Consider the following 20,451-nt stretch of genomic DNA (forward strand, 5'->3'; position numbering starts at 1 on the left):
TAACTCGACTATGTCCATACCCCCTGCGCTCTGTCTGCTTCGCGGCGCTCCCGGGGCCCTTCGCGGTGACGTGAGCTACCGCATCCACGCCTGCCGCTCGCGCCGCTCCGTCTGTTTTCGCCGCGCTGCCGGGGCCCTTCGTGGTTACGCAAGCTATTGCCTCCGTGCCCGTCGCTCGCACTGCGTCTGATGGCGGCGCTCCAGGAGCCCTTGGTGGTTACGCAAGCTACCGCCTCCGTGCCCGTCGCTCGCGCCGCGTGGTTGTGTCGTCGCTCACGATAGGCCGAACATGCCATGATTGTTGCCACTTGGAGGAAGCCGAACCGGAGACATCGGGAACCACCGTCGGTCTCCGGCCGTTTACCTCTTTAGCTGCACCTGCAGCCGAACTGCGCGATGTATCGAGTAGACCGTACGCGGTAACGTGGCATGTCCGCATCCGAACCCCCGCGGAACCGGACGCGCCAGACGCATCGCTAGGCAAGAACCGGAGACACCGGAAAGGACTGGCCGCCCCGGCCGACGCTCTATGAACCGCAAGACTGTGTTTCGCACCCTGGCCATAGTCTCGGGCATTCTGCTCGTGATCTATGCGTTCAGTTACTTCGGCAACGACACGCGGGGCTGGAAGAGCGTCGATACATCGGTTGCCCTGAGCCAGCTCGAGGACAAGAGCAACGTTCAGAACGTTCAGATCGACGACCGCGAGCAGCAGTTGCGCATCGAACTGAAGAACGGCAACGACGCCACCGGCGGCCAAAGCAAGATCATCGCGAAGTATCCGGGCGGCAGCGAGACCTCCGCGCAGATCTTCGAGGCCGTGAAGAACTCCGGCGCCAACTACAACACCGTGGTCAAGCAGGAGAGCTGGTTCACCCAGATCCTGCTGTTCGTGCTGCCGATGGTGATCCTGCTCGGCCTGTTCATCTTCGTGATGGCCCGGATGCAGGGCGGCGGACGCGGCGGCATGATGGGCTTCGGCAAATCGAAGGCCAAGCAGCTGTCCAAGGACATGCCCAAGACCACGTTCGCCGACGTGGCCGGTGCCGACGAGGCGGTCGAAGAGCTCTACGAGATCAAGGACTTCCTGCAGAACCCGGTCCGCTATCAGGCCCTCGGCGCCAAGATCCCCAAGGGCGTGCTGCTCTACGGCCCGCCCGGTACCGGTAAGACCCTGCTGGCCCGCGCCGTCGCAGGCGAGGCGGGCGTGCCGTTCTTCACCATCTCCGGTTCGGACTTCGTCGAGATGTTCGTCGGCGTCGGCGCCTCCCGGGTGCGCGACCTGTTCGAGCAGGCCAAGCAGAACAGCCCCTGCATCATCTTCGTCGACGAGATCGACGCGGTCGGCCGCCAGCGCGGCGCCGGGCTCGGCGGTGGCCACGACGAGCGCGAGCAGACCCTCAACCAGCTGCTGGTGGAGATGGACGGCTTCGGCGACCGCACCGGCATCATCCTGATCGCGGCGACCAACCGCCCCGACATCCTCGACCCCGCGCTGCTGCGTCCCGGCCGATTCGACCGGCAGATCCCGGTCGGCAACCCCGACCTCGCCGGTCGCCGCGCCATCCTGCGGGTGCACTCGCAGGGCAAGCCGATCTCGCCGGACGCCGACCTGGACGGCCTCGCCAAGCGCACCGTCGGCATGTCCGGCGCCGACCTGGCCAACGTGATCAACGAGGCCGCGCTGCTGACCGCCCGCGAGCACGGCGCGGTGATCACCGGCGAATCGCTGGAGGAATCGGTCGACCGCGTGATCGGCGGCCCGCGCCGCAAGAGCCGGATCATCAGCGAGCACGAGAAGAAGATCACCGCCTACCACGAGGGCGGTCACACCCTCGCCGCCTGGGCGATGCCGGATATCGAACCGGTGTACAAGGTCACCATCCTCGCGCGCGGCCGCACCGGTGGTCACGCCATGACGGTGCCCGAGGACGACAAGGGCCTGATGACCCGCTCGGAGATGATCGCGCGCCTGGTCATGGCGATGGGCGGTCGCGCGGCCGAGGAGCTGGTGTTCCATGAGCCGACCACCGGCGCGTCCTCCGACATCGACCAGGCCACCAAGATCGCTCGCGCGATGGTCACCGAGTACGGCATGAGCGCCCGGCTCGGTGCGGTGCGGTACGGCCAGGAACAGGGCGATCCGTTCCTCGGCCGCTCGATGGGCATGGGTTCGGACTACTCGCACGAGGTGGCGGGCGCGATCGACGAGGAGGTGCGCAACCTGATCGAGGCGGCGCACACCGAGGCGTGGGCCATCCTCAACGAGTACCGGGACGTGCTCGACGATCTGGCCACCGCGCTGCTGGAGCGGGAGACCTTGCACCGCAAGGATCTCGAGCAGATCCTCGCCTCGGTGCAGAAGCGCCCGCGGATCACCGCGTTCAACGATTTCGGCGATCGCGTGCCGTCGGACAAGCCGCCGGTGAAGACGCCGGGCGAACTGGCCGCCGAGCGCGGCGAATCGTGGCCGCCGGAGCCCTTGGTGAAGCCGGTGGCGGCGTCCGCGCAGCGTGAGCCGCAGGGCGCCAACGGTTACCCGCCGCACGATGGCGGATACGGCGCGCCGCCGCAGTACGGCCGCCCGGCCGCGCCCGGCTACCCGCTTCCGCAGCCGGCCTACCCGCGCCAGGGGACGCACGGCTCGCGGCCGGACTATGGCGCTCCCGCAGGGTGGTCGGCTCCCGGTTGGCCGCCGCGGGACGAGCCGCAGCAGCAGGGCCAGCCCGGCGGGTGGGGCGATCCGCAGCAGCCGCGGCAGGGCTACCAGCCGTGGGGTGGACCCGACGACGGCTACGGCGGCGACGGGTACGGCGACCACGGCGGCTATGACGAGCCGCGTCGCGCCAACCCGGGCGACGGCGAGAACGGCGAGTGGGATGGACCGAACGGGCGACACTGAAACCAGGGCGGCTTTCCGTCCCCGGGTCTGTCGCTCGCGCCGCAGGGACTGATCGCGGCGCCGCGGGCCTCTCGCTCGCGCCGCGACCGGTGACGATTAGGCTCGACCATCGGGGGTGCCGAGTAATTGCCGGCATCCCGAGATTTTGGAGGTGTCCTCGATTGTCGGCCAACAATCATGGCGGCGGCTACGTCCTCGCCGAGTCGAGTGCTGCGGAACACGACGGTGTCGACCTCGGCATCACCGAACCCGGCCTGGTCGCACTCGAAACCGGCAAGTCGTTCGATCAAGCCCGCGCCGAAGCCGCGGTGCGGGAGTTGTTGATCGCTGTCGGCGAGGACCCGGACCGGCCCGGTCTGCGGGAGACGCCCGCCCGGGTCGCGCGCGCGTACCGGGAGACGTTCGCCGGGCTCTACGTGGAGCCGGATTCGGTGCTCAACACCACGTTCGACGAGGGACACCAGGAACTCGTCCTGGTCAGGGACATCCCGATGTACTCGACCTGTGAGCACCATCTCGTGTCGTTCCACGGCGTAGCGCACGTCGGCTACATCCCCGGGCCGCACGGCCGGGTCACCGGCCTGTCCAAACTGGCCAGGCTGGTCGACCTGTACGCCAAGCGCCCCCAGGTGCAGGAGCGCCTGACCAGCCAGATCGCCGACGCGGTGATGCGCAAGCTGGACCCGCGCGGCGCCATCGTGGTGGTGGAAGCCGAGCACCTCTGCATGGCGATGCGCGGCATTCGCAAGCCGGGCGCCAGCACCACCACCTCCGCGGTGCGCGGACTGCTCCAGTCCAACGCCGCCTCGCGCGCCGAGGCGCTCGATCTCATTCTGCGTAAGTGAGCGGGCCAGCGGTGTCCGGACTCAGGAGCGGCGATGAAAGCGCGGCGACAGGAGCGACGGGGGAAGACACCGCGAGTGGTGGCGAGCGCGCGACGACCGGTACGCCGCTCACCGGCCGTGACGACGGCGCGACGGGCACGGACGCCCAGATGACCGGGCCTGGAGGCGTCCGTGCACGGGGCGGTCGGTCCTGCGTCGTGATGGGCGTGGTGAACGTCACCAGCGATTCGTTCTCCGATGGCGGCAAGTATCTCGATCCCGATCTCGCCATCGCCCACGGCGTCCGGCTGTATGCCGCCGGGGCGGACATCATCGATGTCGGCGGCGAGTCCACCAGGCCCGGCGCGATCCGTATCGACGCGACGACCGAGGCGGCCCGGGTCACGCCCGTCATCCGTGGACTCGTCGCGGCGGGCGTGCCGACCAGCGTAGACACCATGCGCGCCGCGGTGGCCGAGGCGGCGATCGACGCCGGGGTCTCGGTGGTGAACGATGTCTCCGGCGGCCGCGCCGATCCCGATATGGTGCGGGTGGTCGCGTCCGCCGGGCTGCCGTGGATTCTCATGCACTGGCGGGCCGGGGCCGACTACCGGCACACCGGCCCCGCCGACCACTACGACGACGTGGTCGCCGAGGTGCTGGCCGAGTTGAACGGCCAGGTGGATGTGGCCGTCGCCGCCGGGGTCGATCCGTCCCGGCTGATTCTCGACCCCGGTCTGGGCTTCGCGAAGAACGCCGAACACAACTGGGCCCTGCTCGGCGCGCTGCCCGAACTCGTCGGCCACGGCCTGCCGATCCTGATCGGCGCCTCCCGCAAGCGTTTCCTCGGCGCGCTGCTCGCCAACGACGACGGACCGCGTCCACCGGACGGCCGGGAGACGGCCACCGCGACTATCTCGGCGCTTGCCGCGGTGTACGGCGCGTGGGGTGTGCGCGTGCACGACGTGCGTGCCTCCCTGGATGCCATCGCCGTCGCCGACGCGTGGCAGAATGCCGCACGGCAGCGCGCCGCAGAGCACGACATCGCCCGTCCGAGTGCGCGAGGAGCTCACCGATGAGCCAGTCCCCGGTCCATGCCGAAGCCGGTGCCGTGTCGCCGAACGCGCCGATCCGCCGTGGCGCCGACCGGATCGAGTTGCGCGGCTTGCGCGCTTACGGGCATCACGGGGTGTTCGATCATGAACGCCGCGACGGCCAGGAGTTCCTGGTCGATCTGACGGTGTGGCTGGATTTCGCCGTCGCCGCGGCGTCCGACGACTTGGCGGCCACGGTGGATTACGGTGCGCTGGCCGAGCGCGCGGTCCGGATCATTCAGGGCCCGCCGCGCAATCTCATCGAGTCGGTGGTGTCGGAGATCGCCGACGACGTGATGACCGATCCGCGGATCACCTCGGTCGAGGTGGTGCTGCACAAGCCATCCGCGCCGATCCCGCACACCTTCGCCGATGTTCGGGTGGTCACCTCGCGCCACCGGGGGGAGCACCCCGCATGAGTGGTCAGGCCCGGAGGCGGCAGCGCAGTGTGACCACGGAGGGCCCGCTCATGCGGATAGAGGACACAGCATGAGTGGTCAGGCCCGGAGGCGGCAGCGCAGTGTGACCACGGAGGGCCCCGCTCATGCGGATAGAGGACACAGCATGAGGCAACCGAATCCGGGCGCGGTCCTTCCGTGGACCGAGCCGAACGCCGTGGAGGCATGCCGATGACGCGTGCGGTGCTGTCCATCGGCTCGAATTTGGGTGACCGGCTCGCGCACCTGCGCAGCGTTCTGGACGGGTTCGGCCACCGGGTGCTGGCCGTGTCCGCGGTGTACTCGACCGCGCCATGGGGCGGCGTCCCGCAGGAGGACTACCTCAATGCCGCCGTGCTGGTGGAGGATCCGGCATTCGGCTGCGCGGATTGGTTACGCCGCGGCCAAGAGCTGGAGCAGGCCGCGGGACGGGTCCGCGACGTGCGCTGGGGCGCGCGAACGCTCGACGTGGACGTGGTGTGGTGCGCCGAACTCCGCGATGGCGAGCCCGTGGCTTGCCGCAGCACCGACCCGGATTTGATCCTCCCGCACCCGCAGGCACATCGCCGTGCCTTCGTGCTGGTGCCGTGGCTGGACGTCGTGCCGGACGCGGTGCTCGAGGTCGACGGCGCACCGCACGCCGTCGCGGAACTGCTGGCGCGGCTCGATCCGGCCGAGCGCGCAGGCGTGCGCCGCACCGCGTTCTCGCTGACGGGCGCCGCGTCGTGAAACTGAAGCCGACCCGCGTCCTCGACATCGTGGCGAACGTGCTCATCGCCGCGCTTGTCGCGTGGATCGCCACCAGGGTGGCCTACGACAACTTCCCGCCGATCTCCATCTTCGCGGGTGCCTCGCTCTACCCGGTGGCCGCCATCGAGGCCGTGCTCGCCTTCGTGATCCGGGCCAGGGTCAACGATCATCAGATCGGCGATGGCCGCCACCAGCTGCATCCGATCACCGCGGCCCGCGCCGTCGCGTTGGCCAAGGCGTCGGTGCAGGTGGGTTCGATCGCGGCCGGTATCTGGCTCGGCTTCCTGTGCTGGGTCTTCCCGCAGCGCGGCACATTGCGCGCCGCGGCGGCCGACAGCCCCGGCGCGATCGTCGGGATGCTGGCGGGGGTGGCTTTGGTTGCTGCGGCGCTCTGGTTGGAGTATTGCTGTCGCGCGCCCGAGGACCCCACCGACGATGCGGCAACCACATAGCTAGTTTTGCGAATGCGATCACCCCACCGGAATCTGGGCGGCGGTCCACCTTTTGGCTACCCTGGCTGGCATGGCTTCACCCTCCCGTAGCAGCACTTCCCGTCGACGGCGGGACGACGCGGGAAAACTGTTCACCGGCGTCTTGATTCTGTTGGGTCTGGTTGCCAGCGTTTTCCTGGTCTTCAGTAACAATGTGCAGTTCGTACGGGTAGGTCTGGTCGCGGCGCTGTGGGCCGCCGCGATCGGCGCGCTGGCCGCGACGAAGTACCGCAAAGAGGCGACGATCGACAAGGCGAAGGTCCGCGACCTGCAGACGGTCTACGAATTGCAGCTGGAGCGAGAGGTCACCGCGCGCCGCGAGTACGAGCTGGGCGTCGAGGCGCGCGTGCGCGAGGAAGTGGGGGCCGACGCGGCCGAACTCGCGGCACTGCGCGCCGAGCTCACCGTGTTGCGGCAGAGCTTGCAGCGGCTGTTCGACGGCGATCTGCCGATGGATCGCCCCGCGCTGCGCGCCGACGCGACCCGGATTCAGGAGCTGACCAGCTCGAGCGGGGAATCGGCGAACAATAGCTCCGCGAATGCCGGAATGTGGTCGGTCTTCGCCGACCAGCAACCGCGTAGCAGTATGACGCCGATTTTCGAGCCCGATCATCCCGAGCCACCGGTCTTCGCCAGCCCCTTCGACGAGCCGGTCACCGCCGAGACCGCGGTGGTCTCCTTCGACGAGGACGACGACGAGCAGAGTCGGTACGCCCAGCCGCGCGGTTGGGCCGACGCCTTCACCGAGACGGTCGACGAACCGGTCGACGAACCTCCGACGCGGCCCACCGCGCGCCCCGAGCCTCGCCCCGAGCCTGTTTCGAGGCCGACCTCCACGCCGACCGTGGGCACGCCCAGCACGCGCAGGCGGCGCAGGGCCGAAGGCGACGGAGAGGCGTCGTCGCGCCGTCTGTCCGTCGCGGAGATCATGGCCAACTTGGAGTCCGAGCAGCGCGAAGGACGCTGAACGGGGCGCTGCCGGTGTCCCGGCAGTGCGGTCTAAATCACGCGGGCACCCCATGGCCCCGGTGAATCGCCTGCCGATATTCTCGTGTCGTACCGTCCGGTACCCGCATGGCGGGACTGGAACGACATCGAGAGGACAACGTTGACCTCGAGAAGCGTGAATTCCGATAGCGCTGCTTCGGGCTACGACCCCGCGCCCGCACGCCTGACGGTGGGAATCGTCTCGGCGGGACGCGTCGGTTCGGCATTGGGCGCGGCACTCGAGCGCGCCGGACATGTGGTGTTCGGCGTCTGCGCGATCTCCGACGCCTCGATTCGCCGTGCCCGGACCCGGCTGCCGGACTCGAAGATCCTGCCGATCGAAGAGGTGGCGAAGCGCAGCGAGCTGCTGCTGCTCGCCGTGCCCGACACCGAGCTGGCCGGTCTGGTTCGTGGCCTGGCCGGTGCCGGTGTCGTGCGGCCGGGCACCATCGTGGCGCACACCTCCGGCGCGAACGGCATCGGCGTGCTGGCTCCGCTGGCCGAGCTCGGCGCCCGTCCGCTGGCCATCCACCCCGCGATGACCTTCACCGGCCACGACGAAGACGTGACCAGGCTCGGCAACGCCTGTTTCGGCATCACCGCCGCCGACGAGGTCGGCTACGCCATCGCGCAGTCGCTGGTGATCGAGATGGGCGGCGAGCCGGTGCGGGTGCCGGAAGCGAATCGGCCGCTGTATCACGCCGCGCTGGCGCACGGCAGCAATCACCTGGTCACGGTGATCGTCGACGCGCTGGCCGCGCTGCGCGTCGCGCTGGAGGGCCCCGGTCTGCTCGGCCAGCAGGTGGTCGACGACCAGCCGGGCGGCCTGGCCGAGCGTCTGCTCGCCCCGCTGGCCTCGGCCGCGTTGGACAACGCCTTGCGCCGCGGCCAATCCGCGCTGACCGGCCCGGTCGCCCGCGGCGACGCGGACGCGGTGGCGGCCCATCTGGCCGCATTGACCGCGGTCGATCCGCGGCTGGCCGAGGGGTATCGCGCGTTGTCGCTGCGCACCGCGGAGCGGGCCGGCACCGCCCCCGCCGTTATCGAGCTGCTGGAAGGACGTTGATGTTCGACCCGAAATTGCGCGGTGCCTACCGGCCCGGCGAGCTGACCGTGCATCACGATCCCGCCGTGCTCAGCGCGGTGTCCGGCGCTTTGCGCGGCGTCGGCCGCACGGTCGCGTTGGTGCCGACCATGGGCGCCCTGCACGAGGGTCATCTGGAGATCGTCCGGCTGGCCAAGCGGACCAATCAGGTGGTCATCGTCTCGATCTTCGTCAACCCCTTGCAGTTCGGCGCGAACGAGGACCTGGACACCTATCCCCGCACGCTGGACGCCGACGTCGAGCTGCTGCGCGCGGAGGGCGTCGAGCTGGTGTTCGCGCCGAGCGTGTCCGATATGTATCCGGACGGCCCACGCACCACCGTGCATCCGGGTCCGCTCGGCGCCGAGCTCGAGGGGGCCAGCCGACCGACCCACTTCGCGGGCATGCTCACCGTGGTCGCCAAATTGCTGCAGATCGCCCGGCCCAGCGAGGCGTTCTTCGGTGAGAAGGACTACCAGCAGCTCACGCTGATCCGGCAGATGGTTCGCGACCTGAATTTCGACGTCAAGATCACCCCGGTGGTCACCGTGCGGGAGGCCGACGGCTTGGCCCTGTCCTCGCGCAATCGGTATCTCGATCCGGCGCAGCGCGAATCGGCGCTCGCGCTGTCGGCGGCGCTGTCGGCTGGCAAGCACGCGGCCGGTCTCGGCGGCGAGGCCGTATTGGCCGCCGCTCGCCAGGTACTCGACGCCGCGTCCGGTGTCGACCTCGACTACCTGGAGCTGCGTTCGGCCAACCTCGGTCCGGCCCCGGCCACCGGCAACGCCAGGTTGCTGATCGCGGCCAAGGTCGGCGCCACCCGGCTCATCGACAACATCGCCGTCACCCTCGGCGCTCCGATCGACGGGCACCCCGCCGTCTCCGGTTCGCGGCCCGCCGCGGATTCCTCCCAGCCTGCCCCGGCGGTGTCCGATCCCGCCCTGCTCCCTCCCGCGAACTAGAAAGGGCGACGCAATGCTGCGCACCATGATGAAGTCGAAGATCCACCGCGCCACCGTGACGCACGCCGACCTGCACTACGTCGGCTCGGTCACGGTGGACCAGGACCTGCTCGACGCCGCCGACCTGCTGGAAGGCGAGCAGGTCTGCATCGTGGACATCGACAACGGCGCCCGGCTGGAGACCTACGTCATCGCCGGTGAGCGGGGTTCGGGCGTGATCGGGATCAACGGAGCCGCCGCCCACCTCGTGCACCCCGGTGACCTGGTCATCCTGATCGCCTACGGTCAGTTGAACGAGCAGGAGATCGCGGAGTACGACCCCAAGGTCGTGTTCGTCGACGAGCGCAACCGCCCGGTCGAGCTGGGCTCGGACCCGGCGCACGCGCCGGAGGGCTCGGGACTGACCTCGCCGCGCTCCCTGTCGTTCGTCTGAGAGCCGGCGACCGGGACATGCTGCTGACCATCGATGTCCGCAACACCAGTATCGAACTCGGTCTGTTCTCGGGGGTCGGGACGCATTCGAAACTGGTGCGGCACTGGCGGATGCACACCAATCCGCTGCTGACCGCCGACGAATTCGCCATGCAGGTGCGCGGGCTGGTCGGCGCGCAACTGGACGAGGTGATCGGCGTCGCGGCCCTGTCGACCGTGCCGCCGGTGCTGCGCGAACTCCGCGGAATGCTGAGCCAGTACTGGGGTCATGTTCCGCACGTGCTGGTGGAGCCGGGCGTGCGCACGGGCATTCCGCTGTTGGTCGACAATCCGAAAGAAGTCGGCGCGGACCGCATCGTCAATTGCCTGGCCGCCTACCAGCGATATTCCTCGGCCGCGATCGTCGTGGATTTCGGCACGGCGATCTGTGTGGATCTGGTGTCCAAGAAGGGGGAGTTCCTCGGCGGGATCATCGCGCCCGGCGTGGAGATCGCCACGGAGGCGCTGGTGGAACGCAGCGCGCTGCGGCGGGCCGAGTTGACCAGGCCACGGTCGGTGCTGGGGAAGAACAGCATGGAATGCATGCAGTCCGGCGCCGTATTCGGATTCGCCGGCCTGGTGGACGGGCTGATCGATCGGATTCGCGACGAATTCGACGCCTTCGCCGGCGACGACGTGGCGGTGGTGGCCACCGGCGCGACCGCGCCGCTGATCGTCCCGGAATCCGAGACCATCGAGGACCACGACCCGCATCTCACGCTGACCGGCCTGCGGCTTGTATACGAACGCAACCTGCGGCGCAAGGGAAGTGTCTGATATGCGCGGTGTTGGGTTTGTCGCAGCACCGGGACTTGCCGATACCGCGCACCGTGCTGTTAAACTCGCATTCGTGTTTTCTAGCGTGAGCACCCAGGAGTGTTGTCGAGGCTGACCTGCCTCGACCGATCGAGGCTGACTACCCGTCCTCGACCGACACCTTCCTCCTGGAGATTCGCTCATGCGTTCTTCCGTACTTTCCCTTTCGTCCGCGCGTACCGCGTTGTCGGCCACCCCGCCGCTGGATCGTTCGGTGGCGCCCGCGCTGCCGACCCGGCTGCGCCCGGCCGATCTGCTGCGGCTGACCGACGAAGGCGCCGAAGACGTGCTGGCCGGGCGCTATGACCATCTGCTTCCCGCGAACGGCGGATGGCCGGCCGACGAGCGCTGGGCGACCAGGCTGCTCGCCGACGACGAGGTGGACGTCTGGCTGATCAGCTGGACGCCGGACAAGTCCACCGAGCTGCACGACCACGCCGGATCGCTCGGCGCGCTGACCGTGCTCAGCGGCGCGCTGTCCGAATATCGTTGGAATGGAACGGAACTGCGCTGCCGCACGCTCACCGCGGGCGATCAGGCGTCGTTCCCGATCGGTTGGGTGCACGACGTGATGCGCGCGCCCGCCGTCGTGACGGGCGGCGCCGAATCCGCGGGCCCGCTCGATCCCACGCTCAGCGTGCACGCCTATTCCCCGCCCCTTACCGCCATGTCGTATTACGAGGTGACCGGCCACGGCACCCTGCGGCGCACCCGAACCGTCCTCACCGACCAGCCCGAAGGTGATATGTAATGACCCGTTTGACCATCGATCAGATGCTCGAGAACGCGCGGGCCCAGCTGAACCGGATCTACGCCTTCGAATTGCCGGAAGCGATCGAGCGGGGCGCCATTCTGGTGGATATCCGGCCCCAGGCGCAGCGCGGGCGCGAGGGCACCTTGCCCGGCGCCTTGGTGATCGAACGCAATGTGCTGGAATGGCGGCTGGATCCCTCCAGTTCCGCCCGGCTGGCCCTGGCCGCCGACCACGACGTGGAGTGGATCGTCGTCTGCTCCGAGGGCTATACCTCCAGCTTGGCCGCCGCGGCGCTGCAACAGCTCGGACTGCATCGAGCGACCGACCTGGTCGGCGGCTACCAGGCACTGAAGGCGGCGGGGCTGCTGAACGTCGCGGTGCGGGCACCGCACTTCGCACGTGAGCTGGAGGCGCTCGCCTCCCTGTAATTCCCCGCGATCACTTCCATCTCGAATTAGCCGGGCGCCCAGGTGTTTCCGGGCGCATCGCGATGCGCGCCGGCTATTTCGAGTTCCCGGAGTGCCTGCGGAGCGCCTCGGGTAGGTCGCCGGGCCGATACCGTTTCGTTACTGGCGGCTGGAGCCTGGGCGGCCCGCAAAACGATTTCCGGTGCACGCTAGGGTTGTTCGATGTGAGCACCCCGAACCCTGCATCCTCCAGCGCATCGACATCGGATTCGCGGCCTGCCGTGGCGCCCGACGCCGACGACGCCCCGGAGCAGATACGGATTCGCCGGGAGAAGCGGGAGCGGCTGCTCGCGTCCGGTCGCGAGGCCTATCCGGTCGTCGTGCCGCGTACGCATACCCTCGCCGAAATTCGGGCCGCATATCCCGACCTGGCCGCCGACACGGCCACCGGCCAGCAGGTCGGTGTCGCCGGACGCGTCATATTCATGCGTAATACCGGCAAGTTGTGTTTCGCGACGCTGCAAGAGGGCGACGGCACCAAGCTGCAGGCGATGATCAGCCTCAACGGGGTGGGCGCGGACGCGCTCGCCGCCTGGAAGGCCGACGTCGACCTCGGTGACTTCGTCTTCGTGCAGGGGGAGGTCATCGCCTCGCGGACCGGTGAGCTGAGCGTCATGGCCGATTCCTGGTTCATGGCGGCCAAGGCGCTGCGCCCGCTGCCGGTGGCGCACAAGGAGATGAACGAGGAGTCCCGGGTCCGGCAGCGTTATGTCGACTTGATCGTGCGTCCCGAAGCCAGGGAAATGGCGCGTACCCGCATCGCCGTGGTGCGTGCGCTGCGCGACGCGCTGGAGCGCAGGGGATTTCTCGAGGTGGAGACGCCGATGCTGCAGACGCTGCACGGCGGCGCGGCGGCCCGGCCGTTCGTCACCCATTCGAATGCCCTCGATATGGACCTCTACCTGCGCATCGCGCCCGAACTGTTCCTGAAGCGCTGCGTGGTCGGCGGCTTGGAGCGGGTCTTCGAGATCAACCGGAACTTCCGGAACGAAGGCGCGGACTCCACGCATTCCCCCGAGTTCGCGATGCTGGAGACATACCAGGCATATGGCACCTATGACGACTCGGCGCGGATGATCCGGGAATTGGTGCAGGAAGTGGCCCAAGCGGTGTTCGGCACGCAGGTGGTGACCCTGGCCGACGGCACCGAATACGATCTGCGCGGCGAGTGGGCGACCGTCGAGATGTACCCGTCGCTGTCGGATGCGCTGGGTGTGCCGGTCACGCCGGAAACGTCCGTTGCCGAATTGCGCGCACTCGCGGATCGGGTCGGCCTGGAAATTCCGGAGGACAAGGGCTACGGCCACGGGAAACTCGTCGAGGAACTGTGGGAACATCAGTATGGCGACAAGCTGTACGCACCGACTTTCGTGCGCGACTTCCCGGTCGAGACATCCCCGCTGACCAGGCAGCATCGCAGCCGGTCCGGCGTGACGGAGAAGTGGGACCTCTATGTGCGCGGCTTCGAGTTGGCCACTGGCTATTCGGAGTTGGTCGACCCGGTGATCCAGCGCGAGCGGTTCGTCGACCAGGCCCGGCTGGCCGCGCAGGGTGACGACGAGGCCATGGCGCTGGACGAGGACTTCCTCGCCGCGATGGAGCACGGCATGCCGCCGACCACCGGAACCGGTATGGGAATCGATCGGTTGTTGATGGCGCTGACGGGATTGGGAATCCGAGAAACGATACTGTTCCCAATTGTGCGTCCGGTCACCAGGTGACCGATCGGATTGCAAAGCAGCGACTCCGTCTTGGAATTTCCGGAATTCGAGGTATTCTTGCCTCGGGTAATCGGCCTAGTATGCGGGTCGCACGATTTCGAGAGGACGTTCATCTCATGGCAAAGAAGGTCACCGTTAGCCTGATCGACGATGTCGACGGTGAGTCCATCGCAGACGAGACCATCGAGTTTGCGATCGACGGTGTGTCGTACGAGATCGACCTGTCGTCGGCAAATGCGGCGAAGCTGCGCGACGGTTTGGAAGAGTGGGTTTCGAATGCGCGCCGGGTCAGCGGTCGGCGCCGGGTCAAGGCCGCCGCGACGGCGGCGGGTACGCCCAAGAGCCGGGTCTCCATCGACCGGGAACAAAGCGCCGCAATTCGCGAGTGGGCGCGTCGGAATGGGCACAAGGTGTCCGCGCGGGGCCGTATCTCCGCCGACATCACCGACGCGTACAACAAGGCCGCGAAGGGATAGTTCTATTTCGACCGCCGTCCCGGCGAATCGTGCGACGTCGGGGCGGCGGTCTTGTTTGTGATAGGGCTTCGATATAGCAGCAAGACCCGATCATGCGGTGGCCAGCGACGGCAGACGAATCGATCTTGCTCATAGTTCCCGAACGCGGCACGATGGAAACGTGCGACGGTCACTGGCGGTATGGAAAGGCGAGGTATCGGCGCAGTGACAGGATTCGTCGGATCATTCTTACGGTTCACCGATGACGCCGGTCGACAACAGGAGTTCCCGCTCACGCCGGACCGCGGTCGCGTCACGATCGGCCGTTCCCCGCATGCCGATCTGTCCCTGAGCTGGGACGCGGAGGTCTCTCGGCTGCACGCGGCGGTCGAATACCTCGGCGCGCACTGGACCATCGTCGACGACGGCCTCTCCCGCAACGGCACTTTCGTCAACGGCGACCGGCTCGTCGGCCGGCGCAGGCTGATGGCGGGCGACGTCATCCGGGTCGGCACCTCGAAGGTGTCCTTCCACGATTTCGGCGGGGTGGCCGACGACATCACCCGCACCTCGACCGGATCGATCCCCACCGCTCGCTCGCTGACCGAGACGCAGCGCTCGGTGCTGATCGCGCTGTGCCGCCCGTACAAGCACGGCGCGGGCTTCGCCACGCCCGCCTCCAATCAGCAGATCGCGGAGGAGCTGTTCCTCAGCGTCGACGCGATCAAGACCCATCTTCGCGCGCTGTTCGCCAAATTCGGCGTGGAGGATCTGCCGCAGAACCAGAAGCGGGTACGGCTGGCTGGACTGGCCATGCAGAGTGGGCTCATTTCCGATCGGGATCTGTGAGACCTCCACCGTAGACGCTCGCTCAGCCGGTCGAGCTTCTCGGCCATGGAGAGTGTCCGCGTCAGCGGCTTGACTTGGTGGCACGGCCGGAGCGATTCCGCTCCGCCCGGGTTTTTCCGAGCAGGAGGAAGTCATGACCGCCACACGTCTCGCCGCACTGGTGCTCGCCACGCTGGCGACGGGCCTGATCGCGGGCCTTTTCTACGCGTACGCCAATTCGGTGATGCCCGCGCTGGCCCAGACGGACGACCGGGCCATGATCGACGTGATGCAGAAGATCAACGTGGTGATCATCAACCCCTGGTTCATGATCGGGTTCCTCGGCACCGTCGGGTTCACCATCCTGGCCGCGGCACTGCACCTGGGGCGGGAGCACCGCGGCACGCTGATCTGGATCGTGCTGGCGCTGGTGCTCAACGTGATCGCCTTCGCGGTCACCTCCGGATTGAACGTCCCGCTCAACGACCAGCTGGCCGCCGCGGGCGACCCCGCCTCGATCACCGACCTCGCCGCCGTGCGCGCCGACTACGAAGCGGCTTGGGTCCGCTGGAACATCGTGCGCGGCGTCTTCCACACGCTGGCCTTCCTGGCGCTGTGCGGCGCGCTGTTCGTCGCTGGCGTCCAGCAGGGGAAGTCGGCCGTCGCGGCGGGAGCGGCGGGGCAGGTGGTCGCGGGACAGTACGCGGCGCCCAACCAGCCCGCGGCGCCTGCGTTCGGTCAGCGATAGTTTTCACCGGCAATCGACCGGAATCTTCCCCGCCTGGGACACTCCATGCGGTAGCTTCCCGGAACACGGTCGATACCTGGAGGCTATCGTGCGATGTGTCTCAGGCTTTTCGTTGGTCGTCGTGCTGCTCGCCGCGGTCTGCGCCGCCACGGCGGGCCCAACGCACGCGCAGGAGCGATATCCCGTCGACTACAACTTCTTCGCCGGCATCCCCGCTGAGCTGGCGAATCCGGGCGGTTCACTGCCCGGCACCAACAACTGGTCCTGCAGGCCCAGCCCCGCGCACCCGAACCCGGTGGTTCTCGTGCACGGCACCAGCGGTGGCGCACAGACGAGTTGGGGCGTGTACGCGCCGCTGCTGGCCAACGAGGGCTACTGCGTGTACTCCGGCACCTTCGGCAACTACGACCTGCCGTGGCCCGCGTCGGCCATCGGCGGCATGCTTCCGATCGAGCGGAGCGCGGCACAGCTGGCCGCGTTCGTGGACCGGGTGCGCGCCGCGACCGGCGTGGCCCAGGTCGACCTCATCGGCCACTCCCAGGGCAACCTCATCGGCAACTACTTCGTCAAGCGGCTCGGCGGTGCGGCGAAGGTGGACAAGATGGTCGGACTTGCCCCGCCCTGGCTCGGCTCCAACGCGGGCGGCATGGCGGAACTGAACGAGTTCGGCACACGGCTGGGTCTGGGCCCGGTCTTCGACGCGGTGGCCGGATCGCCGTGCCAGGCCTGCCGCCAGGTGCTGCAAGGGTCGGAGTTCGTGCGCGCCCTCAACCAGGACGGCGTCTACCACCCCGACGTGACCTATACGAACATCGCGACCGTGCTGGACGAGCTGGTCGTGCCCTACACCGCGGGACTGGTCGCCGGGGCGGGCGTGACCAATATCGTGGTTCAGGACGGATGCGCGACGGACTACTCTGGTCATACGGGCATAGCGGGCAGCCCGAGGGCCGCGACCTACGTGCTCAACGCGCTCGATCCCGCGCATCCACGCCCGGTGCCCTGCGGTTTCGTCGCTCCGTACACCGGGTAGGCAGCCGGGGTCATCCGTGCGCGCCGGAGATCCGGTCGTCGGGCAGCCTGTTCGCTGAGGGCAAAACCTGGCCGGAAACGAATCCCGCGACGCCCACGTTATGAGTGAATGACCGTGCTGTCGCCGGTCGGCAATAGGGTGGACTGGCGACGGCGGCATCCCCCGCCAACTAGAGTGGAGTCGGCGGGGGCCGCAACCCCCGGGCTTCATGGCAGTCTGACGCCCACGGTTGTACACAGCACACTGCGGCGTCTGTTGCCAGAATGTCGGAGCAGGAGAGTGAGGGAGCGATGTTCGAGAGGTTCACCGACCGCGCGAGGCGTGTCGTTGTCCTGGCCCAAGAAGAGGCCCGGATGCTCAACCACAACTACATCGGCACCGAGCACATCCTGCTGGGGCTGATCCACGAAGGTGAGGGCGTCGCGGCCAAGTCGCTCGAGTCGCTCGGCATCTCGCTGGAAGGCGTGCGCAGCCAGGTGGAGGAGATCATCGGCCAGGGCCAGCAGGCCCCGTCCGGGCACATTCCGTTCACCCCGCGCGCCAAGAAGGTGCTGGAGCTGAGCCTCCGCGAGGCACTGCAGCTCGGCCACAACTACATCGGCACCGAGCACATCCTGCTCGGCCTCATCCGCGAGGGCGAGGGCGTGGCGGCGCAGGTGCTGGTGAAGCTGGGCGCCGACCTCAACCGCGTGCGTCAGCAGGTCATCCAGCTGCTGTCCGGGTACCAGGGCAAGGAGCCGGTCGAGTCCGGCTCGCGCGGTGAGGCGGGCACCCCGTCCACCTCGCTGGTGCTCGACCAGTTCGGCCGCAACCTGACCCAGGCCGCGCTCGAGGGCAAGCTCGACCCGGTCATCGGCCGCTCGAAGGAGATCGAGCGGGTCATGCAGGTGCTCAGCCGCCGCACCAAGAACAACCCGGTGCTGATCGGCGAGCCCGGCGTCGGCAAGACCGCCGTCGTGGAGGGTCTCGCGCAGGCCATCGTCAACGGCGAGGTCCCCGAGACGCTGAAGGACAAGCAGCTCTACACCCTCGATCTCGGCTCCCTGGTCGCGGGCAGCCGCTACCGCGGTGACTTCGAAGAGCGTCTGAAGAAGGTGCTCAAGGAGATCAATACCCGCGGCGACATCATCCTGTTCATCGACGAGCTGCACACGCTGGTCGGTGCGGGCGCCGCCGAGGGCGCGATCGACGCGGCCTCGATCCTGAAGCCGAAGCTGGCCCGCGGCGAGCTGCAGACCATCGGCGCGACCACCCTCGACGAGTACCGCAAGTACATCGAGAAGGACGCCGCCCTGGAGCGCCGGTTCCAGCCGGTGCAGGTGGGCGAGCCGACCGTCGAGCACACCATCAACATCCTCAAGGGTCTGCGCGATCGCTACGAGGCGCATCACCGGGTCTCCATCACAGATGGCGCACTCGTGGCCGCCGCCACCCTGGCCGACCGCTACATCAACGACCGGTTCCTGCCGGACAAGGCGATCGACCTGATCGACGAGGCGGGCGCCAGGATGCGCATCCGCCGCATGACCGCTCCGCCGGACCTGCGCGAGTTCGACGACAAGATCGCCGAGGCGCGCCGGGAGAAGGAGTCCGCGATCGACGCGCAGGACTTCGAGAAGGCCGCGCGGCTGCGCGACAAGGAGAAGCAGCTCGTCGCCAAGCGGGCCGAGCGCGAAAAGCAGTGGCGTTCGGGTGATCTGGACGTCGTGGCCGAGGTCGACGACGAGCAGATCGCCGAGGTGCTGGCGAACTGGACCGGTATCCCGGTGTTCAAGCTCACCGAGGAGGAGACCACCCGGCTGCTCCGCATGGAGGACGAGCTGCACAAGCGGATCATCGGCCAGGAGGACGCGGTCAAGGCCGTCTCCAAGGCGATCCGCCGCACCCGCGCCGGTCTGAAGGACCCGAAGCGCCCGTCCGGTTCGTTCATCTTCGCCGGCCCGTCCGGTGTCGGTAAGACCGAGCTGTCCAAGGCGCTGGCGAACTTCCTGTTCGGCGACGACGACGCGCTCATCCAGATCGACATGGGCGAGTTCCACGACCGCTTCACCGCCTCGCGGCTGTTCGGTGCCCCTCCGGGCTACGTCGGCTACGAGGAGGGCGGCCAGCTCACCGAGAAGGTGCGCCGCAAGCCGTTCTCGGTCGTGCTGTTCGATGAGATCGAGAAGGCCCACCAGGAGATCTACAACACCCTGTTGCAGGTCCTGGAGGACGGCCGCCTCACCGACGGCCAGGGCCGGACCGTGGACTTCAAGAACACGGTGCTGATCTTCACCTCGAACCTCGGCACCTCGGACATCTCGAAGGCCGTCGGCCTGGGCTTCTCGCAGTCCAACAACGAGGGCTCGAACTACGAGCGGATGAAGCTCAAGGTCAACGACGAGCTGAAGAAGCACTTCCGGCCCGAGTTCCTCAACCGCATCGACGACGTGATCGTCTTCCACCAGCTCACCAACGAGCAGATCGTCGAGATGGTGGATCTGATGATCGGCCGCGTCGCCACGCAGCTGAAGAACAAGGACATGGCGATCGAGCTCACCCCGACCGCCAAGAACCTGCTGGCCAAGCGTGGCTTCGACCCCGTGCTCGGTGCCAGGCCGCTGCGCCGCACCATCCAGCGCGAGATCGAGGACCAGCTGTCGGAGAAGATCCTCTTCGGCGAGATCGGCCCGGGTCAGACCATCGCGGTCGACGTCGAGGGCTGGGACGGCGAGGGCTCCGGCGAGGACGCCAAGTTCACCTTCACCGGTAAGGCGAAACTGACCAAGGCCGCCGCCGAGGAGAAGCCCGAAGTCGTGCTGACCGGCGCGTCGGAAGGCTCCGCGGAGGCCGCCTCCGGCGAGTAAGTCGCGACGAACGCAACGGGCCCGTACCACCGGTAATGGTGGTACGGGCCTTTGCGTCGGCGAGCGGCGCTATTGCCAGCCCGGGCGGACCAGGCCGGATTCGTAGGCCATGACCACGAGTTGGGTTCGGTCTCTGGCGTTCAGCTTGGTGAGGATGCGGCTGACATGGGTGCGGGCCGTGGCGGGGCTCATGAAGAGACGTTCGCCGATTTCGGCGTTGGTGAGACCCTCGGCGACCAGGGTCATCACCTCGCGCTCGCGGTCGGTGAGTTCGGTGAGGGTCGCGGGCGGTGGTGTTTTCGCACGCGCGGAGAACTCCGCGATCAGCCTACGGGTGACGCCGGGGGACAGCAGGGCGTCGCCCGCGGCGACGACGCGGACGGCCCGCACCAGATCGGCCGGTTCGGTGTGCTTGACAAGGAACCCCGTCGCGCCGGAGCGCATCGCCTCGAAGACGTACTCGTCGAGTTCGAAGGTGGTCAGCACGACCACTCGCACGTCGGCCAGTTTCGCGTCCTCGGCGATCATGCGAGTGGCGGCAAGGCCGTCCAGGATCGGCATGCGGATGTCCATCAGCACCACGTCGGGGTGGAGGCGGCGGGTCATCCGCACCGCCTGTTCCCCGTTGTCCGCCTCGCCGACCACCTCGATGCCGTCCTGGGCCTCCAACAGTGCGACGAACCCGCCGCGCACCAGTGCCTGGTCGTCGGCCACCAGGACGCGGATATCGCGGGACGGTCCGGCGGCCATGCGCGTGCTGTCGTGGTGGTCCTGCATCGCG

Annotated in this window: 20 protein-coding genes; 19 read left to right on the forward strand and 1 reads right to left on the reverse strand. The window is 68.1% G+C overall.

All coding sequences use genetic code 11. The features are described 5' to 3' along the window. The first annotated feature begins 529 nt into the window (after nucleotides 1-529). The 19 genes from ftsH (at nucleotide 530) to ON34_RS01825 (ending at nucleotide 19,670) form a co-directional block, all read left to right on the forward strand. A complete protein-coding gene (ftsH, locus tag ON34_RS01735) occupies nucleotides 530-2,902 on the forward strand; it encodes an ATP-dependent zinc metalloprotease FtsH (RefSeq protein ID WP_040773222.1) in 2,373 nt (790 codons plus the stop codon). A 239-nt stretch (nucleotides 2,903-3,141) separates the two neighbouring features. Beyond that, nucleotides 3,142-3,747, forward strand: coding sequence for a GTP cyclohydrolase I FolE (gene folE, locus ON34_RS01740; protein WP_174371993.1), 606 nt, complete (start codon nucleotides 3,142-3,144; stop codon nucleotides 3,745-3,747). 149 nt (nucleotides 3,748-3,896) lie between these two features. Next, on the forward strand, nucleotides 3,897-4,805 hold the full coding sequence (folP, locus tag ON34_RS01745; RefSeq protein ID WP_174371994.1) for a dihydropteroate synthase: 909 nt from the start codon (nucleotides 3,897-3,899) through the stop codon (nucleotides 4,803-4,805). Beyond that, a complete protein-coding gene (gene folB, locus ON34_RS01750; protein WP_083889085.1) occupies nucleotides 4,802-5,239 on the forward strand; it encodes a dihydroneopterin aldolase in 438 nt (145 codons plus the stop codon). The genes folP and folB overlap by 4 nt, the downstream gene beginning before the upstream one ends. A 210-nt stretch (nucleotides 5,240-5,449) precedes the next feature. Continuing rightward, complete coding sequence (gene folK / locus ON34_RS01755) at nucleotides 5,450-5,986, forward strand: 2-amino-4-hydroxy-6-hydroxymethyldihydropteridine diphosphokinase (protein WP_040773539.1); 537 nt, start codon at nucleotides 5,450-5,452, stop codon at nucleotides 5,984-5,986. 2 nt (nucleotides 5,987-5,988) lie between these two features. Beyond that, nucleotides 5,989-6,459 (forward strand): DUF3180 domain-containing protein, encoded by a 471-nt coding sequence (locus ON34_RS01760; RefSeq protein ID WP_040773541.1) that lies wholly within the window; start codon nucleotides 5,989-5,991, stop codon nucleotides 6,457-6,459. Between the two features lie 70 nt (nucleotides 6,460-6,529). Beyond that, nucleotides 6,530-7,465, forward strand: coding sequence for a DUF6779 domain-containing protein (locus ON34_RS01765; protein ID WP_051022062.1), 936 nt, complete (start codon nucleotides 6,530-6,532; stop codon nucleotides 7,463-7,465). Between the two features lie 156 nt (nucleotides 7,466-7,621). After that, entirely contained in the window at nucleotides 7,622-8,551 is a 930-nt protein-coding gene (locus ON34_RS01770) for a Rossmann-like and DUF2520 domain-containing protein (protein WP_040773231.1), read from the forward strand. After that, nucleotides 8,551-9,531: a pantoate--beta-alanine ligase gene (panC, locus tag ON34_RS01775; RefSeq protein WP_040773233.1), complete on the forward strand. Its 981-nt coding sequence runs from the start codon at nucleotides 8,551-8,553 to the stop codon at nucleotides 9,529-9,531. The genes ON34_RS01770 and panC overlap by 1 nt, the downstream gene beginning before the upstream one ends. A gap of 13 nt (nucleotides 9,532-9,544) precedes the next feature. Next, nucleotides 9,545-9,964 (forward strand): aspartate 1-decarboxylase, encoded by a 420-nt coding sequence (gene panD / locus ON34_RS01780; protein ID WP_040773236.1) that lies wholly within the window; start codon nucleotides 9,545-9,547, stop codon nucleotides 9,962-9,964. A 17-nt stretch (nucleotides 9,965-9,981) separates the two neighbouring features. Then, nucleotides 9,982-10,779, forward strand: a complete 798-nt coding sequence (locus tag ON34_RS01785) for a type III pantothenate kinase (RefSeq protein WP_040773240.1) — start codon at nucleotides 9,982-9,984, stop codon at nucleotides 10,777-10,779. 181 nt (nucleotides 10,780-10,960) lie between these two features. After that, a complete protein-coding gene (locus tag ON34_RS01790; RefSeq protein ID WP_245547841.1) occupies nucleotides 10,961-11,569 on the forward strand; it encodes a cupin domain-containing protein in 609 nt (202 codons plus the stop codon). A gap of 8 nt (nucleotides 11,570-11,577) precedes the next feature. Next, a complete protein-coding gene (locus ON34_RS01795; protein ID WP_040773547.1) occupies nucleotides 11,578-12,000 on the forward strand; it encodes a rhodanese-like domain-containing protein in 423 nt (140 codons plus the stop codon). Between the two features lie 260 nt (nucleotides 12,001-12,260). Further along, the gene (lysS, locus tag ON34_RS01800) at nucleotides 12,261-13,760 is read left to right on the forward strand and encodes a lysine--tRNA ligase (RefSeq protein WP_040773243.1); all 1,500 of its coding nucleotides are present in this window, start codon (nucleotides 12,261-12,263) and stop codon (nucleotides 13,758-13,760) included. Nucleotides 13,761-13,876: 116 nt separating this feature from the next. Then, nucleotides 13,877-14,236 carry a histone-like nucleoid-structuring protein Lsr2 gene (locus ON34_RS01805; protein WP_040773246.1) on the forward strand — a complete coding sequence of 120 codons (360 nt, stop codon included), beginning with the start codon at nucleotides 13,877-13,879 and terminating at the stop codon, nucleotides 14,234-14,236. A 180-nt stretch (nucleotides 14,237-14,416) separates the two neighbouring features. Continuing rightward, nucleotides 14,417-15,064 (forward strand): FHA domain-containing protein, encoded by a 648-nt coding sequence (locus ON34_RS01810; RefSeq protein WP_051022064.1) that lies wholly within the window; start codon nucleotides 14,417-14,419, stop codon nucleotides 15,062-15,064. Nucleotides 15,065-15,197: 133 nt separating this feature from the next. Continuing rightward, nucleotides 15,198-15,791 carry an anthrone oxygenase family protein gene (locus tag ON34_RS01815; protein WP_040773250.1) on the forward strand — a complete coding sequence of 198 codons (594 nt, stop codon included), beginning with the start codon at nucleotides 15,198-15,200 and terminating at the stop codon, nucleotides 15,789-15,791. Between the two features lie 85 nt (nucleotides 15,792-15,876). After that, entirely contained in the window at nucleotides 15,877-16,824 is a 948-nt protein-coding gene (locus ON34_RS01820; RefSeq protein ID WP_040773252.1) for an esterase/lipase family protein, read from the forward strand. Nucleotides 16,825-17,114: 290 nt separating this feature from the next. Beyond that, on the forward strand, nucleotides 17,115-19,670 hold the full coding sequence (locus tag ON34_RS01825; RefSeq protein WP_040773255.1) for an ATP-dependent Clp protease ATP-binding subunit: 2,556 nt from the start codon (nucleotides 17,115-17,117) through the stop codon (nucleotides 19,668-19,670). Nucleotides 19,671-19,739: 69 nt separating this feature from the next. Here the strand turns inward: ON34_RS01825 and ON34_RS01830 are convergent, their stop codons facing one another. Continuing rightward, nucleotides 19,740-20,447 (reverse strand): response regulator, encoded by a 708-nt coding sequence (locus tag ON34_RS01830; protein WP_245547842.1) that lies wholly within the window; start codon nucleotides 20,445-20,447, stop codon nucleotides 19,740-19,742. Between the last annotated feature and the right edge of the window lie 4 nt (nucleotides 20,448-20,451).

The organism is Nocardia pneumoniae NBRC 100136 (assembly GCF_000308755.1).
GTDB classification, from domain to species: Bacteria; Actinomycetota; Actinomycetes; order Mycobacteriales; family Mycobacteriaceae; genus Nocardia; species Nocardia pneumoniae.